Genomic DNA, 15,275 nt, shown 5'->3' on the forward strand with positions numbered 1-15,275 from the left:
CAATTTATGTTGCGGTCCTGATGGATACATGCGGCCCTGCCCCGGTTTGGTCAAGTCCCTGAGCAGGAATTTGCCCGACAGCCTGCGCCGGAACCTGCAGGCAATACTCGCAAGCTCCCCCTGTGCACGCTTTCGGCCAAAGGCCAATCCAGCGCGAGCCTGCGTTTGCGCCCCGCCCTCGCGATCAGCCGCAGGCTGGAGGCTGCATCAGAGCCCTATTTTCGGGCCGCGCAGGTCCCTGTACCGCTGTCCCTATTGTCGAAACTCGGTAAGTTGAGCGTGATGAAAGCCTTGTTCTTGTGTTTGTCGTGAACCACCGAAAAATGCATATCCGTCGCCAGACCTCCCTGGAATTCGACATCCTGCACAACCCAACGCACGCGCAGGTTCTTCGTGGTGTTTTTGACGAACTTGGCCAATTTTGGCGCCTGTTCGAAATGGACAAGAAACGGATCCATCACCATCGCCGTCCCGTCAGGCCGAAGATCAAACAGCACTTTTTCGGGGATGGTATTGAACCGCGTTCCTGCCTTGAAATCACATAGCCAAACTTCGGCCTGGGCCCCGCCTCCAGCGCCTACAGAGACCGACAGGCCAAACAAAGCCGTCCAGATTGAATTTCTGAAAAAAGCCATCGTTGAAATTTCCTTTTTACTGCAGATGGATATGTTCAAAAATAAATGCGGCCCCAGCAAGGGACCGCATATTTAAATCTCCACCTGTTGCGCATTGGCGTCAGGTCAGCTGTAGACCCCGACCCTGGCCTGCGGATGCGCTGCGGTGCTCAGCAGGTTGAACATATAGGCCGCGACCGAGCGGAAACAGACGATATGGAACACATCCGCCTCGTCGAGCCAGAACGCCCCGGCCACCTGGGCGAACCGGGTGCGGCGGAAATCACCGGGCGCGAACTGCCCGGGCGCCAGATCCACCGGCGCCACCTTGGCGATCACCTCACGCGCGGAGGCCCCGTTGACCGTGAAACAGGCACGCGCGTCCGAGACATTCACCGCCATATGGTGTTCGCCCGCCAGATCCCGTGCCAGGCTTGCCGTCACCGCCGCCGCCTCGGCATAGTCCACCAGCAGCAGCAGCTCGTCCGGCGACATCCAGGCCACCGCGCCCCTGTCACCAAAAGCAATCCTGCGGGTGTCGGGCAGGTCGCCTCCAGTGGCCGTCTTGACCGCGGCGCGAAACGCTGCGGAGGCGAAATCGCCCCGCAGGGTGATCATGCCGCCAAGGCCGGTCTCTTCGACCCGGGCCAGACCGGCAAAGCTGGCCCCGTTCAGGGCACTCACGGCTTCAGACATTCTGCTTTTCCCCATCCTTGTCGTAGAACACCGGATCAACGATCCGCGCCTGGTAGGTTTTCCCGTCCAGCCCGGGGAAATCGATCACCTCCCCCATGCGTTTGGGTCCGTGTTTCACCAGCCCCATCGCAATCCCGCGATCGAGCGTGGCGGAATAATAGGTCGAGGTCACCCGGCCGATGGTGTTCTTCTGACCGTTGGCGTTGACCCCGTTGCCCACCGCATAGGCGCCATCCGGCAGCACCGAGCCATCCAGCGTCTCCAGCCCGACCAGCTGCCAGCGGTCCGGGTCGGTCATATGCGACCGGCTCTGCGCCCGCTTGCCGAGGTAGTCGTCTTTCTTCTTCGACAGCGCCCAGTGCAGGCCGAGGTCCTGCGGGATCACCGTGCCGTCGGTCTCGTCTCCGATCATGATGAAGCCCTTTTCGGCGCGCAGGATATGCAGGCATTCGGTGCCGTATGGCATGACCCCGAATTCGCGCCCCGCCTCGATCAGCGCCGACCAGAAGGCCTGTCCCTCCGAGGCCGAAACCGCGATCTCGTAGGACAATTCCCCCGAGAAGGAGATCCGGTAGGCGCGCGCCTTGAAGCCGCCGATCTCACCGTCCTGCCACTCCATGAATCCGAGCGCCTCAGGCGATAGATCCATGCCGCCGCCCGCCTGTCCTCCGCCAGCCTGTCCGTTCAGCTTTTCCAGAACCCTGCGGGCATTCGGGCCGACCACGGCCACCTGCGCCAGCTGTTCGGTGACATTGGCGACATAGACCTTCCAGTCCCACCATTCCGTCTGCAGCCATTCCTCCATATGGGCGTGGATGCGATCCGCGCCGCCAGTGGTGGTGTGGCAGAGCCAGGTGTCCTCGTCGATGCGTGCAACCACGCCGTCATCCGACAAGAACCCGTTCTCGGAACACATCAGCCCATAGCGGCATTTGCCGATCTTCAGAGTGCTCATCATATTGGTGTAGAGCATGTCGAGGAAGCGACCCGCATCCGGCCCTTTGACGATCAGCTTGCCCAGCGTCGAGGCGTCAAGCAGCCCGAGCGCCTCCCGCGTGTTCTTCACCTCGCGGTTGACGGCCTCGTGGAGGCTTTCGCCGGAGCGCAGATAGGCATAGGGCCTGCGCCAATGGCCGACCGGTTCCCAATGGGCGCCGTGGCTGTCGTGCCAGTCATACATTGGCGTCTTGCGCAGCGGCTGGAAGATCTCGCCACGCGCCTCGCCACCGATGGCCCCCATTGAAATCGGGTGATAGGGCGGCCGGAATGTGGTGGTGCCCACCTGCGGGATTTCCGCGTCCAACGCATCAGCAAGGATCGCCAAGCCATTGATATTGGAGAGCTTCCCCTGATCCGTGGCCATGCCAAGCGTGGTGTAGCGTTTGGTATGTTCGACGCTTTCATAGCCCTCGCGCGCGGCGAGCTGCACGTCGGAGACCTTCACGTCATTCTGATAATCGAGCCAGGTTTTCATCCGCAGCTCGATGTCGGCCTTTGCGGGCATCAGCCAGACCGGCTCCATCGGCGCCTCGGTGACCTCGGAGGTGGCGATGGGGGTCACGGTGCGGGCCGGACGACCGGCTGCCTCGGCCGCTTTGGCCCCTGCGGCAGCCGCATCCGCCATCACCGCCGCCAGCCCAAGCGGGCCGGAGGCCGAACCTGCCGTCACCACAAAGGGGGCGCCGTCATGGCCGGTGGGCGCACGGTCGGGGTCGGGTCGGAAATGCGCCTGCGTTTCGTCCCAGGTCAGCTTGCCGCCGCAATGGGACCACAGATGCACCACCGGCGACCAGCCGCCGGACATGGCAACCGCATCGGCCTCGATTTCCTCGCGGGCGCCGCCCTCGCCGTTCTGGGCGCAGATCGCCACTTTGGTCACGCGCTTGCCATCCTTGACCTTGGCTATCGCACGGCCGCATTCGATGCGGATGCCGAGATCCCGCACCCGGTCGGACAGTTCTCCACCGCCGCTTTCGCGGGCGTCCACGACGCGGACCACCTCGACACCGGCCTCGTGCAGGGCAATGGCGGTGCGGTAGGCATCGTCGTTATTGGTGGCCACCAGCACCTTCTGGCCGGGTGTGACGCCCCAGTTCACCAGATAGTCCCGCATCGCCCCCGCCAGCATCACCCCCGGCACATCATTGCCGGCAAAGGACAGGGGCCGTTCGATGGCGCCGGTGGCGGTCACGGTCTGCTGAGCCCGGATCCGCCAGAGGCGATGGCGCGGCCCCCCCTGTCCCGGCGCGTGATCCGTGAGCCGCTCATAGCCGAGGATATAGCTGTGATCGTAGACGCCCGCCCCCATGGTGCGGCTGCGCAGAGTGACATTGTCCAGCGCCTCCAGCTCTGCGACGGTTCTGGCGATCCATTCCTCGGCGTCGAGACCCTCGATGGTGCCGCCATCGACCGGCGTCCGGCCACCCCAGCAGGATTTTTCCTCAAGAACCAGCACCTTGGCGCCGGTTTCTGCGGCAGATTTCGCAGCCTGCAGCCCTGCCACACCGCCGCCGATCACCAGAACATCGCAGAAGAAATAGAAATGTTCGTAGGTGTCTGCGTCCTTCAGTTCCGTATCCGGCGCCTTGCCGAGGCCTGCGGACTGGCGGATGAAGGGTTCGTAGATATGCTTCCAGAAGGGGCGCGGGTGGATGAACATCTTGTAGTAGAAACCGGCCGTCAGAAAGCGGGAGAACAGCTTTGAGTTCACCTCGCCGATATCATATTCGAGGCTCGGCCAGTGGTTTTGCGACTGCGCCGCAAGACCCGCGAACAGCTCTGTGGTGGTGGCGCGCTGGTTCGGCTCGAAGCGGTCGCCGACACCGAGGCCCACCAGCGCGTTCGGCTCTTCGGCGCCCGAGGCCACGAGGCCGCGCGGGCGGTGGTATTTGAACGAGCGCCCGACCAGCATCTGATCATTGGCAAGAAGCGCCGAGGCCAGCGTATCCCCGGCAAAGCCCTTGAGCTTTTTGCCGTTGAAGGTGAACTCGATCTGTTTGGAGCGGTCGATCAGCCGGCCCTGTTTGGCGAGACGCGTGCTCATTGAAGCGAACCTTTCGCTGATGGTGGCGTGACCCCGTCAGTGCGGGAGCCTCCGGCGGAGATATTTATGAAAAGATGAAGCATCACCGCTCAGTCCGAGAGGCCGCGCCAGGTCCAGCCCGGGCGCTTGGCGGAGATGGCGTCTGTGATCTGTTGCGGTGGCTCTGTGGTCTGGGCGCTGTAGGTGCCGAAGACCTCGAGCGTCTGGGTGCAGCGGGCCGCGTGGAACCACTTGCCGCAGCCCGAGACATGGCGCCAGCGTTCGAAATGCACGCCGCGCGGATTCTCACGCATGAAGAGGTAGTCGTGGAAATCCTCGTCCGAGGAGCCAGGACCGAAGCGTTTCAGATGTGCTTCGCCGCCGGCGTGCAGTTCGGTTTCTTCGGCGCGTACGCCGCAATAGGGGCAGTCTAGGATCAGCATGGGGGATGCTCCGGCGAGAGTGTTTCAACGCGGTCGATCACAGGGAGGCGGTCGGGATGCTGGGTCTTGTGCTGATCCAGAGGCCGACTGTGACAGGTCTGGCAGGCCTGACAGGCCTGACGGGCGCGCGCGGGCGCCGCAGAACGCATGCAGGCCAAGACAGGGCCCATGGTCCATGGGGCCCTGATCCGCGTGGCAGATCGTATGTTGTGAGGGGACGGACCCAAAGCCCGCCGGACATCGGCGGGGCCCTCGGCAAGAGACACGGGTCGGGTCAGACCGGTGCCGCCGGAGATCGGCGCGCGACAAAAATCTGCCGCGCACCGATGGAATGAAACATTCGACTGAGCGGACGGCTTAGTTGCCGCCGCCCTCGACTTCGCCTTCGATGACACCCCCGCCTGGCAGCTCGATGCTGATGTCGGGTTTGTCGACCGGGTTTTCGCCGCTGAGGACGAACCAGCCGACCACGGCCAGCGCGACGACGACAGCACCGAGAATGAAAGCAAGCGCCGTGTTGCTGTTGCCGTTGCCGGACGAATGTTGAGTTTGGTCAGACATGAATGCCTCCTGCGTGAATTACGGTTCGCAGGCTCAACGCCCCACCTCACGCAAATGTTCCCTGTACCATGGCGCAGATCGGATATCGCATCCACGCGCCGCAAGACCGCGCCCATCAGTGCGCCACCCCCGCCGCGACGCTCTCGTCGATGAATTTGCCCTCTTTGAACCGGGTCATGGAGAATTCCTCGGCCAGGCTGGAATGCCCGGTCGCCATCAGCTCTGCCATGGCCCAGCCCGAACCGGGGATCGCCTTGAAGCCGCCCGTACCCCAGCCTGCGTTGACGAAACAGTTCTGCACCGGGGTTTTTGAGATCAGCGGCGAGCGGTCGCCGGTCACATCGACGATGCCGCCCCATTGGCGCAGCATCTTCAGGCGCGACACCATCGGGAAGGTCTCGACCAGCGCCCGCACGGTTTCCTCGATGTGGTGGAAAGAGCCGCGCTGGGTATAGTTGTTGTAGCCGTCGGTGCCGCCGCCGATCACCATTTCGCCCTTGTCGGACTGCGACATGTAGCCGTGCACTGTATTGGCCATGACGACCACATCCATGCAGGGTTTGATCGGCTCGGAGACCAGCGCCTGCAGCGCCACGCTCTCGACCGGCAGTCGAAAGCCCGCCATCTCGGACAGGACGGAGCAATTGCCCGCCACCACCATGCCCAGCTTGTCGCAATCGATCGCGCCCTTGCTGGTGTCGACGCCGACGACGCGGCCACCTTCGCTGCGCACGCCAGTGACTTCGCATTGCTGGATGATGTCCATGCCCATTTCGGAACAGGCCCGCGCATAGCCCCAGGCCACCGCATCATGGCGCGCGGTGCCGCCGCGTTCCTGCCAGAGCCCGCCAAGCACCGGATAGCGTGGGCCTGCGAGATTGATGATCGGCACCAGCTCCTTGACGCGGGCGGGTTCGATCCATTCGGTGGAGACCCCCTGCAGCGCATTGGCGTGGGCGGTGCGTTTGTAGCCGCGCACCTCATGTTCCGTCTGCGCCAGCATGATGACGCCCCGGGGGCTGAACATGACGTTGTAGTTGAAATCCTGGGACAGCCCCTCGTAGAGGCTGCGCGCTTTCTCGTAGATCGCTGCCGACGGATCCTGCAGGTAGTTCGACCGGATGATGGTGGTGTTGCGGCCTGTATTGCCGCCGCCAAGCCAGCCCTTCTCGATCACCGCCACATTGGTGATGCCGAAATTCCGGCCGAGGTAATAGGCCGTAGCCAGACCGTGGCCACCGGCGCCGACGATGATCACATCGTAGTGGCGTTTGGGCTCGGGCGCACGCCAGGCGCGCTCCCACCCGGTGTGATAGCGCAGGCCTTCCCGCGCCACTGCAAAGGCTGAATAGCGTTTCATGAGCGAATCCAATGCGTCGTGTCTGGTGTCAGGTATGCCCGCGATCGCCACAGGAACCGCGCCGTTAATCGTCGTGTTTCGTCAGGTTTGCGACATCACCCGCTGCCGCATCTTCGGGCGCGGCGAGCACTGTTCCCGCCTGAGCCGGCACAGGGCCACAGCGGTTGAACTCAATAAACAGGACAGCAGGTCGCAGCAATAGGGCTTTTTTCCGGCCCCGTCCCCCTATAGATGGGATGAAACGGCGGAGAGACGATGGCATTTTGGATTTTGACCGGTCTGGTCACCCTCGGCATGGGCGGTATTTTGGCGCTGGTGCTGCTACGCAATCACAACGGCCCCGGCGAGCCTGCGGCCGCCTATGACCTGCGCGTCTACCGGCAGCAGCTGACGGATCTCGACCGCGACATCGCCCGCGGCGTCGTCAGCGCAGAGGACGCGGATCGTCTGCGCACCGAAATCTCACGCCGTGTCCTCGCCGCCGATGCACAGGTTCAGGCCGCCGAGGCCGGTCAGCGTCGCCCCAATGGCCCCGGCAGGATCGCAGCCGTGCTCGTGGTGCTGGTGATCGCCCTCGGCACCGGGGGGCTGTATCTGCGCCTTGGTGCGCCGGGCTATGGCGATCTGAGCCTCGACCGGCGGATCACCCTCGCCGATGAACGCGCCAGAAGCCGCCCCAGCCAGGCCGAAGCCGAGGCCCGCCTGCCCGCCGCCGCCAACCCGCAGGTTGATGCCACCTATCTGAAGCTGGTCGAAGATCTGCGCAAGGTCACCGCCGAACGTCCCGATGATCCGCGTGGACAGGCGTTGCTGGCCCAGCACGAGGCCCGGATCGGCAATTTCAAGGCCGCCTATGACGCCAAGGCCCGGTTTATCGCGTTGCAGAACGGCGATATCAGCCTGTCGGATCTGGTGGATCAGGCCGAGCTGCAGGTCATGGCAGCCGGAGGCTACGTCTCGCCCGAGGCCGAAGCCCTGTTGTTGCGGGCCCTGACGCTTTCCCCCGATGACGGGCGCGCGCGCTATTATCTGGGCCTGCTGATGGGTCAGATCGGGCGCCCCGACCGGGGATACCAGATCTGGGCGGACACGCTGCGCGCCGGGCCCGACACCGCCCCCTGGACCCGCGCCATCGCCGCGCAGATCCAGGACATGGCGGCGATGGCCGGGGTCGAATACCGTGAGATCACGCCGCCGCCCGCCGCGCCCGAGAGCGCCCCGCTTCCCGGCCCGGACGCCGAAGACGTGGCCACGATGCAGCAGATGTCGCCCGAGGACCGCCAGCAGATGATCGAGGGCATGGTGTCCGGTCTGGCGGAACGTCTGGCGACCGAAGGCGGCAGCCCGGCGGAATGGTCCCGTCTCATCACTGCGCTCGGGGTTCTGGGGCGCATCGGTCAGGCACGCGAAATTCACGCCGAAGCGCTGGACGAATTCGCAGGTGACGCGGCCGCGCTCGACCTTCTCAATACAGCCTTCAACCGGGTGGAGAACCAGCAATGAGCCAGGATGATTTTGCCGATTTTGCCGCCGCCCTGCCCCCGATGTGCGCCCTTGTGGGGCTGGACTTCGGCGAGAAGACCATCGGCATCGCCGTCTCTGACCGCATGCGGGGGGTCGCAACCCCGCTGGAGACGATCCGGCGCAAGAAATTCACCCTCGATGCCGCCCGCCTGCAGGAGATCATCGCCGACCGCGACATCGGCGCCATCGTGCTCGGCCTGCCCCGCAACATGGACGGATCGGAGGGGCCGCGCTGCCAGTCCACCCGCGCCTTTGCCCGCAACCTGTCGCGCATTATCGATCTGCCCATCGGATATTGGGACGAACGCCTGTCGACGGTGGCGGCGGAACGGGCCCTGCTGGAGGCCGATACGTCGCGAAAACGTCGCTCCGAGGTGATCGACCACGTGGCCGCATCGTATATCCTGCAGGGGGCGCTCGACCGTTTGCGCCACATGAGGAGCGACGGCTGAGCATGGCAGATCACGTCTGGAAAAGGGCCGAGGTCCAGAGCCCCTGCATCAAGCTCTGCGTGATCCAGCCGGAGACACGGCTCTGTACCGGATGCGCCCGTTCCATCGACGAAATCACTCGCTGGTCCAAGATGACCGAGGCCGAACGCGCAGAGATCATGGCTGAATTGCCGAACCGCACGCCCGCGCCCAAGGTCCGCCGGGGCGGACGCGCCGCCCGTCTGAAACGCGACTGATCCCCGCGCCCGCAGGCCGCAAAACCGCCAGCGCACCGTGGCAACCGCGCTGTGGAAACTTCCGTTGCGCCGCCGCAGGACGCCCGCGTAACGCCTTGAAAATCATGCGGAACTGATGCTGACCTATTGTTTCGCGCGCGAAACATCGGGTCAGTGATCCTGACCTTTCCATCGCCCCCCCCCCCGCTGGGTCTGCACCCTGCGATCCTCTCCGATCCAGTCCGGCAGATCCCATCGATCACGCGCCCTGCAGGTCTTGCTCCGGCTGCGGCGCGCGATGGGTGACCAGCGCCAGCGCTTCCTCGACCAGCTCGGGACCCGCCCCCTTGCGGGCCGCCCCCTCGGACAGATGCCGACGCCAGTGCCGCGCGCCCGGACGCCCCGCAAACAGCCCCAGCATATGCCGCGTCACCGCATGAAGCCGCCCCCCGTTCTGCAGTTCCCGCTCGATATAGGGCAACATCTGCTGCACGACCGCGACCGGGTCCGTCACCGTCCCACAGCCGAAAATACGCGGATCCGCCGCACAGAGCACATCTGCCGGCTGATGATAGGCCGCCCGCCCGATCATCACCCCATCAAGCCCCCGTGTCAGGTGCGCCTCCGCCTCGTCCAGCGTGGCAATCCCGCCGTTGATCGAGATATGAAGATCCGGGAAATCCGCTTTCATCTGATGCACGAGATCATAGTCCAGCGGCGGAATATCGCGGTTCTCCTTGGGAGAGAGCCCCTGCAGCCAGGCCTTGCGCGCATGAATTGTGACCCGCCTCACCCCGGCCGCCCGGATCTTGTCGAGGAAATCCGGCAGGACCTCCTGCGGGATCTGATCGTCGACACCGATCCGGCATTTCACGGTCACCTCCACCGAGACCTCCGCCGCCATCGCCGCAACGCAATCGGCCACCAGGTCCGGAGTTTGCATCAGAATCGCACCGAATGCGCCGGATTGCACCCGGTCGCTCGGACAGCCGCAGTTCAGGTTGATCTCGTCATACCCCGCTTCGGCCCCAAGACGCGCGGCTGCGGCCAGCTCCGTGGGATCAGATCCGCCGAGCTGCAAGGCCACCGGATGTTCGCTGGCATCATGATCCAGCAAATGCATAGCCCCCCCCCGCACCAGCGCCGGAGCCGTGACCATCTCCGTATAGAGCAGCGCCTCTTTGGAGAGCAGCCTGTGCAGATAGCGGCATTCGCGCGTGGTCCAATCCATCATGGGTGCAATAGAAAGTCTAGCGTGTTGATTTATTTGCATTTTTGTGTATCTTCAAACTGTTGGTGGCGGTTGCTGACACGCTGTACTACGCCCCAATATCCCCGAATTTGCCCCTCTACGACGACTCATTGCACACACAGCGCACACGAAAATGGCCTCCATCACCAAGCTTCCCTCCGGTGCCTACCGGGTCCAGATCAGACGAAAGGGCCGCTACGCGAGTGAGACGTTTCTCCGTCGCGACGACGCCCATCGTTGGGCCCGCAAGGCGGAGACCCGGGTGGATCAGGGGTTGGCGCCGAACAAGTCGTCAGTTTCCCGCCTGACCACCTTCGGCGATCTCATCGATCTCCACATAATCGATATGTGCGAGGTAAGCAAACCGCCGCGTCGCAGCAAGGCCGCCACGCTGACGACGCTCAAGCGCAATCTGGGCAAGGAGAACGTCGGGCACCTCGACCGGCAAAAGCTGATCGACTACAGCAAGATGCGGGCTGAACAAGGTGTGGGCCCGGTGGCTCTCGGGATCGATGTCGGCGTGATCAAGATGATCATCACCCACGCGGCAGCCGTGCACGGGCTCGATATCTCTCCGGAACCAGTTGATCTAGCGCGCGTCGCGCTCAAGCGGCTGGGCCTCATCGGCAAAGGCACCGAGCGGGATCGTCGCCCCACCAGGGATGAGTTGAACAGCCTCTTCCGTTGCTTCGGTGACAACAAACGCCTGACCCTGCCGATGACACGGATCGTGAAGTTCGCGGTGGCCACGGCCATGCGGCTCGACGAGATCTGCCGGGTCGAGTGGAGCGATCTCGACGTCGACCGCCGAATGCTCATGATCCGCGACAGGAAGGACCGCGCAACAAGACCGGGAACGCCACTCTTCGCCGCCACGGGGTTCGGTGCCTGGGCGTTGGTCACCGAACAGGCCAAGGAGCTCGGGCACGCAAGAGGCCGGATATTTCCCAACAACTCGAAATCGGTCGGAACGGCCTTCCGGCGCGCCTGCGTCGAGGTCGGCGTGAAGGACCTGCATCTCCACGATCTACGCCATGAGGGCACAAGCCGCCTGTTCGAGGCCGGCTTCGCCATCGAGCAAGTCTCGCTGGTCACCGGCCACAAGGATTGGAAAATGCTGCGCCGGTACACGCATATCCGGCCGGAAACGCTGCACCGGCTCGCCGCGTCGCGCGCCCCTTCCCCGCTCGAGACCCGCGCAGCCGAGTGATCGGAGAGTTAGAGGGGTGCCGTCCCGGCCCGTGACGGGTTTGGAGGTCGAGAGAGAGGCTTTCGACCGCCCGTCGCGGGAGAAAACCCATGAATACCGAGATTATCGATGCCGGGCGTGACATGAGCGGCGGCTACAAGGTGGATGTGTCGCGCGGCACGAATGTAGACCGGGTGTCGTCCGAATGGTTCTCGCGGCCCGACGATGAGCGGTATCTGTCGCTCGACGATCCCTTCGCCTCGGTCCAGGGCCGGGCGGAGCGGAGCCGGACGCGCACGGTGGAGAGCGCGGCGATACGGGTCGAGGCGCATCGCGACAACCCAGAGAGGCTGGGGCTTGTCCTGCCTGGCGCGGATGAACCCATCGCGCCGACGCATTGGTCCTTTTTTGGCCAGCTCTCGAGCCTCGTCGGCGCGCCTGCAGCCTATCTGCGCCGCTGGCGGGCATCAACCTGCAATACGGGCTGACGAACCACCGGGCCGAGCAGATCAAGACGATGGAGGTCGCGAACGGCCGAACCGAACTGCGCGCAGTCACCGGCCCCGACTATGGCCGCATCTACGATCACGAACTGGTCTCCGCCGTCCAGCGTATCGCCGGCAACGGCATTGGCGACACGCGCTGGAAGGTGCCGGGCGTACGGGACCGGCCCGCGGTACTCGAAAATCGGCGGGCGTGACGTTTATGCGGTCGACGATTTGCAGGCCTGGGTCACACGGGGCGAGAAAAACTCGACTTCGGACGAGACCGAGGACCGCGTCCTGCCTGCCAAACGCCATGCAGCCGTTTCGTCGGCCTATCTGCGGCGGGGGCGCTGAGCCGATGCAGACACTTGTCCACCTCACCTGGATCGAAGGGTGCATCGAGCGCTGGATCCGTTTCGGCCGGATTTCCGAGGAAACCATCCTGACACGCACGGAAAAACGCGTGGCCTTCGCCCCCGGCGCAATCTTCGCGCTCGTTCGCTGGTCGTCGAACGACCACGGCACTGTTGAAAGCTGGATCGACATTCTGCGCGCCGTCGATGAAGGCGAGCCCTGCTCGACGGTGCCCTGTGTCACGCCAGGCGGAGAGCTTTTGCTGCGCCTCTCCGGCTGGCCCAAGGTCGAGGCGGCCCTGCAGTCCGTCGATATCGTGGAAAGCTATGGCATCGCGCCGGAAGATGTATGCCCCGATCATTGGCGGCACGTCCACAACCGCCTGACCGCGGCAATGGCGCCCCGGCCCTACACTCCTGCCCGGCATGCGGCTTGGCTCAAGCGTCGCATGGTGACGACATGAGCGAGGCGGCCCCTCCCCTCCTCGCGGCCGGTTTGTCCCTCGGTTTGCTCGCAGTCGCACAGATCGACCACGCACCGCGTCTTATCTGGAATACCTCGGCAAGCGTGCCGGTCGGACTTTACGTTGTTCGAGCGTCAAACCCGCCATCGCTGGGCGATCTCGTTGCCGTGCGCCTGCCGGAAGACCTGTCATCCTGGGTGGTTGAGCGCGGCTATGTCGGTGCGGATACCTTGCTGTCGAAACGCATCGTAGCCTTCTCGGGCATGACCATCTGTCGCGATGGTCTCGATATCGCCATCGGCGGCACCGTTGTTGCCCAGGCAGCATCGGATGACCGGCACGGTCGCCCACTTCCCCGTTGGACGGGATGTGTCACGCTGGAGTCAGACGAGGTTTTCTTGCTCGTCACCGGTGTCGCCGACAGCCTCGATGGACGCTATTTCGGGCCCTTGTCAGCGGATACATTCCTCGGGCGTGCCATCCCTCTTTGGACATTTGGGGGGGCGGAAGATGCATAGTCTTGAACTCGGGCACAGGCGTCGGCACGCGGGCGTCACGACCGCGCTTGTACTGATCCTCTGCATGCCGATCACCGTGGCACCGTCCGCCGTGATCGCTCAGGACCGCAGTGTTTCAGCATCTGAGCAGCAACCCATCGACATCCATATCGCAGACGCCGCGCGCAGGTTCGACATCCCGCAGCCCTGGATTCGTGCCGTCATGGAGGTCGAGAGTGCGGGCAATCCGCGCGCGGTGAGCCACGCGGGCGCCATGGGGCTTATCCAGATCATGCCCGGCACCTGGCCCGAGTTGCGCGTAGCCTACAGGCTTGGCAATGACCCTTTCGATACACGCGATAACATCCTGGCCGGTAACGCCTATCTGCGGCAAATGTACGACCGGCTCGGGTCACCGGGCTTTCTCGCAGCCTACAATGCGGGCCCTGCACGGGACCAGAACCACCTTGATACCGGGCGCGCCCTGCCGCGCGAAACCCGCAATTACCTCGCCATCCTCGCGCCACTCATCGCAGGTGGAACCGACGTCGCGCGGGCAGTCAGCCGCCCGCACAGGACACAGGACTGGCGCGACGCCCCGCTGTTCGCGGCAACGGCTGAGGCAGGTCCCCCCCCGGTGACACCCAATGGATTGCGTCTGACGCGTCTCGAAACGGCATCTTCGTGCCTCACAGCCGGGGGCAAACGCCATGATCCGCGAAATCGCATCATGGCGCGGTCTGGAATGCCCGGTCGCAGGAATGTGCCGGAGAGAGCCGACGCGAAGGGTCTCAACAGAAAGAGCGCGAGATAAAAGAAGTGCCGCAAGCAGACCTCAAGCTGTTGTTTCTCTGCGAGGATTTGCGCGGCACATCCAAGCTGCATGCCGCAGGACTTCTTCTAGAGATATGATATATTTTAGTTTTTTAAGCGGCAGCTGGTCGTGGAAGCGAGTGCAGCCATGACTCGGCGCGACAATGACCTGCCCATCCGCCCCGGGCGTATCCGCCACGGCGGCAGGACCTCGAAGCAACCGACACGTTTCGTCAACGAGGTCATGCGAGCTGCGCGGAAATCCGGAAATACCGGCTATCGCATCGGCGCGGGCAGCATGCGCCCCGGCAACACCTCTTTTGGACGAGGACGGTTTGCCCGAACCGCCAAAGGTCTGACCCGCACGTCCCGACGCGTCGTCGTGAAGGCCCGCGTCGTGCGCCACCAAGGCAAGCGTTTTCGCTCCGCGCCCATGCCAGTTCGATCAATCCCAGAACAGTTTCCGGTCGCCCTTGTGTGGCGTGATGTGATCCACATCCGTGGCGGCCTCGATCACGCCAAGCTCGCCGCAGTCCGCGCAAAGCGGATGCTGGCGCAGGAAAGTCAAACGCGCCGCTTTCCATTTGGGATCGCCGTAGAGCACCCGAGCCAGCACCGCCGCCGCCGAGGTCTGCGCCCTGGCCCGCCGCGCCTTCAACTTCGCCTGCCGCTCAGCCTCATGCGCCGCGCAATGCGACAGCCCAGACATTGCGAAGTCCTCACAGCCCGACGCCGCGCAGATCTTCAGTCGCGCCAAGGGAAGCCCTCTCGATGTACAGGAACCACAAACGACAAACGCCCGGAGCAGGATCTCTGCACCGGGCGCACGTTGGGTGACTGCAGTATGTCAATTAGGCTACCGTATGCAATATCGTCACCCGCCGCGACCTCGACCTTCGGGGCGAGGCTTTCAACAAATTCAACGCCCTGCGCACCGACTTTGATGCATGGCGGGGCCGGATCGCAGCACCGCGGGACGGGTGTCTCCATGGCTAGGGCCCTGGTCGCATGCGAAACCAGCGGCATCCTACGCCGCGCCCTGTTGGGCTTGGGCCATGACGTTTGGTCCTGCGATGTCAAACCTGCTGAGGATCAGACGAACCGGCACATCATCTGCGATGTCCGCGACGGCATCCTGGAGGAAGGCTGGGATCTGCTGGCAGTCCTGCACCCGCCCTGCACCCGGCTCTGCCGGTCGGGTCGCCGGTGGAGGTCCGGGCCGGGCAAATGGACCCACCCCAAGCAGCTGCCAAAGGGGCGCAGCTGGGCGGACCTGAAAGCCGAGTTTGAACTTGGCGTCAGCATCTTCAACGCCTGCGTGTCAGCATCCCACCC

At 64.1% G+C, this 15,275-nt stretch carries 15 protein-coding genes and 2 pseudogenes; 9 read left to right on the top strand and 8 right to left on the bottom strand.

The genetic code is table 11. The features are described 5' to 3' along the window. Positions 1 to 215: 215 nt before the first annotated feature. The 6 genes from FGE21_RS16140 to FGE21_RS16165 all read right to left on the bottom strand — a co-directional run bounded on the left by FGE21_RS16140 (position 216) and on the right by FGE21_RS16165 (position 6,696). Positions 216 to 635 (bottom strand): hypothetical protein, encoded by a 420-nt coding sequence (locus FGE21_RS16140; RefSeq protein WP_176695466.1) that lies wholly within the window; start codon positions 633 to 635, stop codon positions 216 to 218. A gap of 105 nt (positions 636 to 740) precedes the next feature. After that, complete coding sequence (locus FGE21_RS16145; protein WP_139664459.1) at positions 741 to 1,310, bottom strand: sarcosine oxidase subunit gamma; 570 nt, start codon at positions 1,308 to 1,310, stop codon at positions 741 to 743. Continuing rightward, positions 1,303 to 4,353, bottom strand: coding sequence for a sarcosine oxidase subunit alpha family protein (locus FGE21_RS16150; protein ID WP_139664460.1), 3,051 nt, complete (start codon positions 4,351 to 4,353; stop codon positions 1,303 to 1,305). Before FGE21_RS16150 ends, FGE21_RS16145 begins: the two co-directional genes overlap by 8 nt. Positions 4,354 to 4,442: 89 nt before the next feature. Further along, complete coding sequence (locus FGE21_RS16155) at positions 4,443 to 4,775, bottom strand: sarcosine oxidase subunit delta (protein WP_139664461.1); 333 nt, start codon at positions 4,773 to 4,775, stop codon at positions 4,443 to 4,445. A 357-nt stretch (positions 4,776 to 5,132) separates the two neighbouring features. Then, positions 5,133 to 5,336: a hypothetical protein gene (locus FGE21_RS16160; RefSeq protein ID WP_139664462.1), complete on the bottom strand. Its 204-nt coding sequence runs from the start codon at positions 5,334 to 5,336 to the stop codon at positions 5,133 to 5,135. A 115-nt stretch (positions 5,337 to 5,451) separates the two neighbouring features. Further along, entirely contained in the window at positions 5,452 to 6,696 is a 1,245-nt protein-coding gene (locus tag FGE21_RS16165; RefSeq protein WP_139664463.1) for a sarcosine oxidase subunit beta family protein, read from the bottom strand. A gap of 255 nt (positions 6,697 to 6,951) precedes the next feature. On the opposite strand from FGE21_RS16165, the gene ccmI reads away from it, so the two are divergent. From ccmI to FGE21_RS16180, 3 genes are read left to right on the top strand one after another with little or no spacing between them, the layout of a single operon-like run. After that, on the top strand, positions 6,952 to 8,199 hold the full coding sequence (gene ccmI / locus FGE21_RS16170) for a c-type cytochrome biogenesis protein CcmI (protein ID WP_139664464.1): 1,248 nt from the start codon (positions 6,952 to 6,954) through the stop codon (positions 8,197 to 8,199). Next, the gene (gene ruvX / locus FGE21_RS16175) at positions 8,196 to 8,672 is read left to right on the top strand and encodes a Holliday junction resolvase RuvX (protein WP_139664465.1); all 477 of its coding nucleotides are present in this window, start codon (positions 8,196 to 8,198) and stop codon (positions 8,670 to 8,672) included. Before ccmI ends, ruvX begins: the two co-directional genes overlap by 4 nt. 2 nt (positions 8,673 to 8,674) lie before the next feature. Beyond that, the gene (locus FGE21_RS16180) at positions 8,675 to 8,908 is read left to right on the top strand and encodes a DUF1289 domain-containing protein (protein WP_139664466.1); all 234 of its coding nucleotides are present in this window, start codon (positions 8,675 to 8,677) and stop codon (positions 8,906 to 8,908) included. A gap of 238 nt (positions 8,909 to 9,146) precedes the next feature. Here FGE21_RS16180 and dusA read toward each other — a convergent pair whose 3' ends face one another. Next, entirely contained in the window at positions 9,147 to 10,160 is a 1,014-nt protein-coding gene (gene dusA, locus FGE21_RS16185; protein ID WP_139664467.1) for a tRNA dihydrouridine(20/20a) synthase DusA, read from the bottom strand. A 112-nt stretch (positions 10,161 to 10,272) separates the two neighbouring features. On the opposite strand from dusA, the gene FGE21_RS16190 reads away from it, so the two are divergent. From FGE21_RS16190 to FGE21_RS16215, 5 genes and pseudogenes are all read left to right on the top strand, one after another. Next, complete coding sequence (locus FGE21_RS16190) at positions 10,273 to 11,349, top strand: site-specific integrase (RefSeq protein ID WP_139664468.1); 1,077 nt, start codon at positions 10,273 to 10,275, stop codon at positions 11,347 to 11,349. Positions 11,350 to 11,438: 89 nt separating this feature from the next. After that, positions 11,439 to 11,995: pseudogene (locus FGE21_RS16195) on the top strand (DUF932 domain-containing protein); the annotation flags it as partial. 176 nt (positions 11,996 to 12,171) lie between these two features. After that, complete coding sequence (locus tag FGE21_RS16205; protein WP_139664469.1) at positions 12,172 to 12,630, top strand: DUF2840 domain-containing protein; 459 nt, start codon at positions 12,172 to 12,174, stop codon at positions 12,628 to 12,630. Further along, positions 12,627 to 13,148, top strand: coding sequence for a S26 family signal peptidase (locus FGE21_RS16210; protein ID WP_139664470.1), 522 nt, complete (start codon positions 12,627 to 12,629; stop codon positions 13,146 to 13,148). Before FGE21_RS16205 ends, FGE21_RS16210 begins: the two co-directional genes overlap by 4 nt. Beyond that, positions 13,141 to 13,941: a lytic transglycosylase domain-containing protein gene (locus FGE21_RS16215; RefSeq protein WP_255731628.1), complete on the top strand. Its 801-nt coding sequence runs from the start codon at positions 13,141 to 13,143 to the stop codon at positions 13,939 to 13,941. Before FGE21_RS16210 ends, FGE21_RS16215 begins: the two co-directional genes overlap by 8 nt. A 444-nt stretch (positions 13,942 to 14,385) precedes the next feature. Here the strand turns inward: FGE21_RS16215 and FGE21_RS16220 are convergent, their stop codons facing one another. Next, positions 14,386 to 14,649 (bottom strand): HNH endonuclease, encoded by a 264-nt coding sequence (locus FGE21_RS16220; protein ID WP_176695467.1) that lies wholly within the window; start codon positions 14,647 to 14,649, stop codon positions 14,386 to 14,388. 279 nt (positions 14,650 to 14,928) lie between these two features. Here FGE21_RS16220 and FGE21_RS16225 point away from each other — a divergent pair. Continuing rightward, positions 14,929 to 15,275 (top strand): annotated as a pseudogene (locus FGE21_RS16225) (hypothetical protein); the annotation flags it as partial.

The organism is Phaeobacter sp. B1627, assembly GCF_006265095.1.
GTDB lineage: Bacteria > Pseudomonadota > Alphaproteobacteria > Rhodobacterales > Rhodobacteraceae > Epibacterium.

Coding starts and splice junctions, on each gene's coding strand:
- FGE21_RS16160 (WP_139664462.1), bottom strand. CDS start 5,336: ATGTCTGACCAAACTCAACATTCGTCCGGCAACGGCAACAGCAACACG.
- FGE21_RS16140 (WP_176695466.1), bottom strand. CDS start 635: ATGGCTTTTTTCAGAAATTCAATCTGGACGGCTTTGTTTGGCCTGTCG.
- FGE21_RS16215 (WP_255731628.1), top strand. CDS start 13,141: ATGCATAGTCTTGAACTCGGGCACAGGCGTCGGCACGCGGGCGTCACG.
- ruvX (WP_139664465.1), top strand. CDS start 8,196: ATGAGCCAGGATGATTTTGCCGATTTTGCCGCCGCCCTGCCCCCGATG.
- FGE21_RS16155 (WP_139664461.1), bottom strand. CDS start 4,775: ATGCTGATCCTAGACTGCCCCTATTGCGGCGTACGCGCCGAAGAAACC.
- FGE21_RS16190 (WP_139664468.1), top strand. CDS start 10,273: ATGGCCTCCATCACCAAGCTTCCCTCCGGTGCCTACCGGGTCCAGATC.
- FGE21_RS16205 (WP_139664469.1), top strand. CDS start 12,172: ATGCAGACACTTGTCCACCTCACCTGGATCGAAGGGTGCATCGAGCGC.
- dusA (WP_139664467.1), bottom strand. CDS start 10,160: ATGCAAATAAATCAACACGCTAGACTTTCTATTGCACCCATGATGGAT.
- FGE21_RS16150 (WP_139664460.1), bottom strand. CDS start 4,353: ATGAGCACGCGTCTCGCCAAACAGGGCCGGCTGATCGACCGCTCCAAA.
- FGE21_RS16180 (WP_139664466.1), top strand. CDS start 8,675: ATGGCAGATCACGTCTGGAAAAGGGCCGAGGTCCAGAGCCCCTGCATC.
- FGE21_RS16145 (WP_139664459.1), bottom strand. CDS start 1,310: ATGTCTGAAGCCGTGAGTGCCCTGAACGGGGCCAGCTTTGCCGGTCTG.
- FGE21_RS16210 (WP_139664470.1), top strand. CDS start 12,627: ATGAGCGAGGCGGCCCCTCCCCTCCTCGCGGCCGGTTTGTCCCTCGGT.
- ccmI (WP_139664464.1), top strand. CDS start 6,952: ATGGCATTTTGGATTTTGACCGGTCTGGTCACCCTCGGCATGGGCGGT.
- FGE21_RS16165 (WP_139664463.1), bottom strand. CDS start 6,696: ATGAAACGCTATTCAGCCTTTGCAGTGGCGCGGGAAGGCCTGCGCTAT.
- FGE21_RS16220 (WP_176695467.1), bottom strand. CDS start 14,649: ATGTCTGGGCTGTCGCATTGCGCGGCGCATGAGGCTGAGCGGCAGGCG.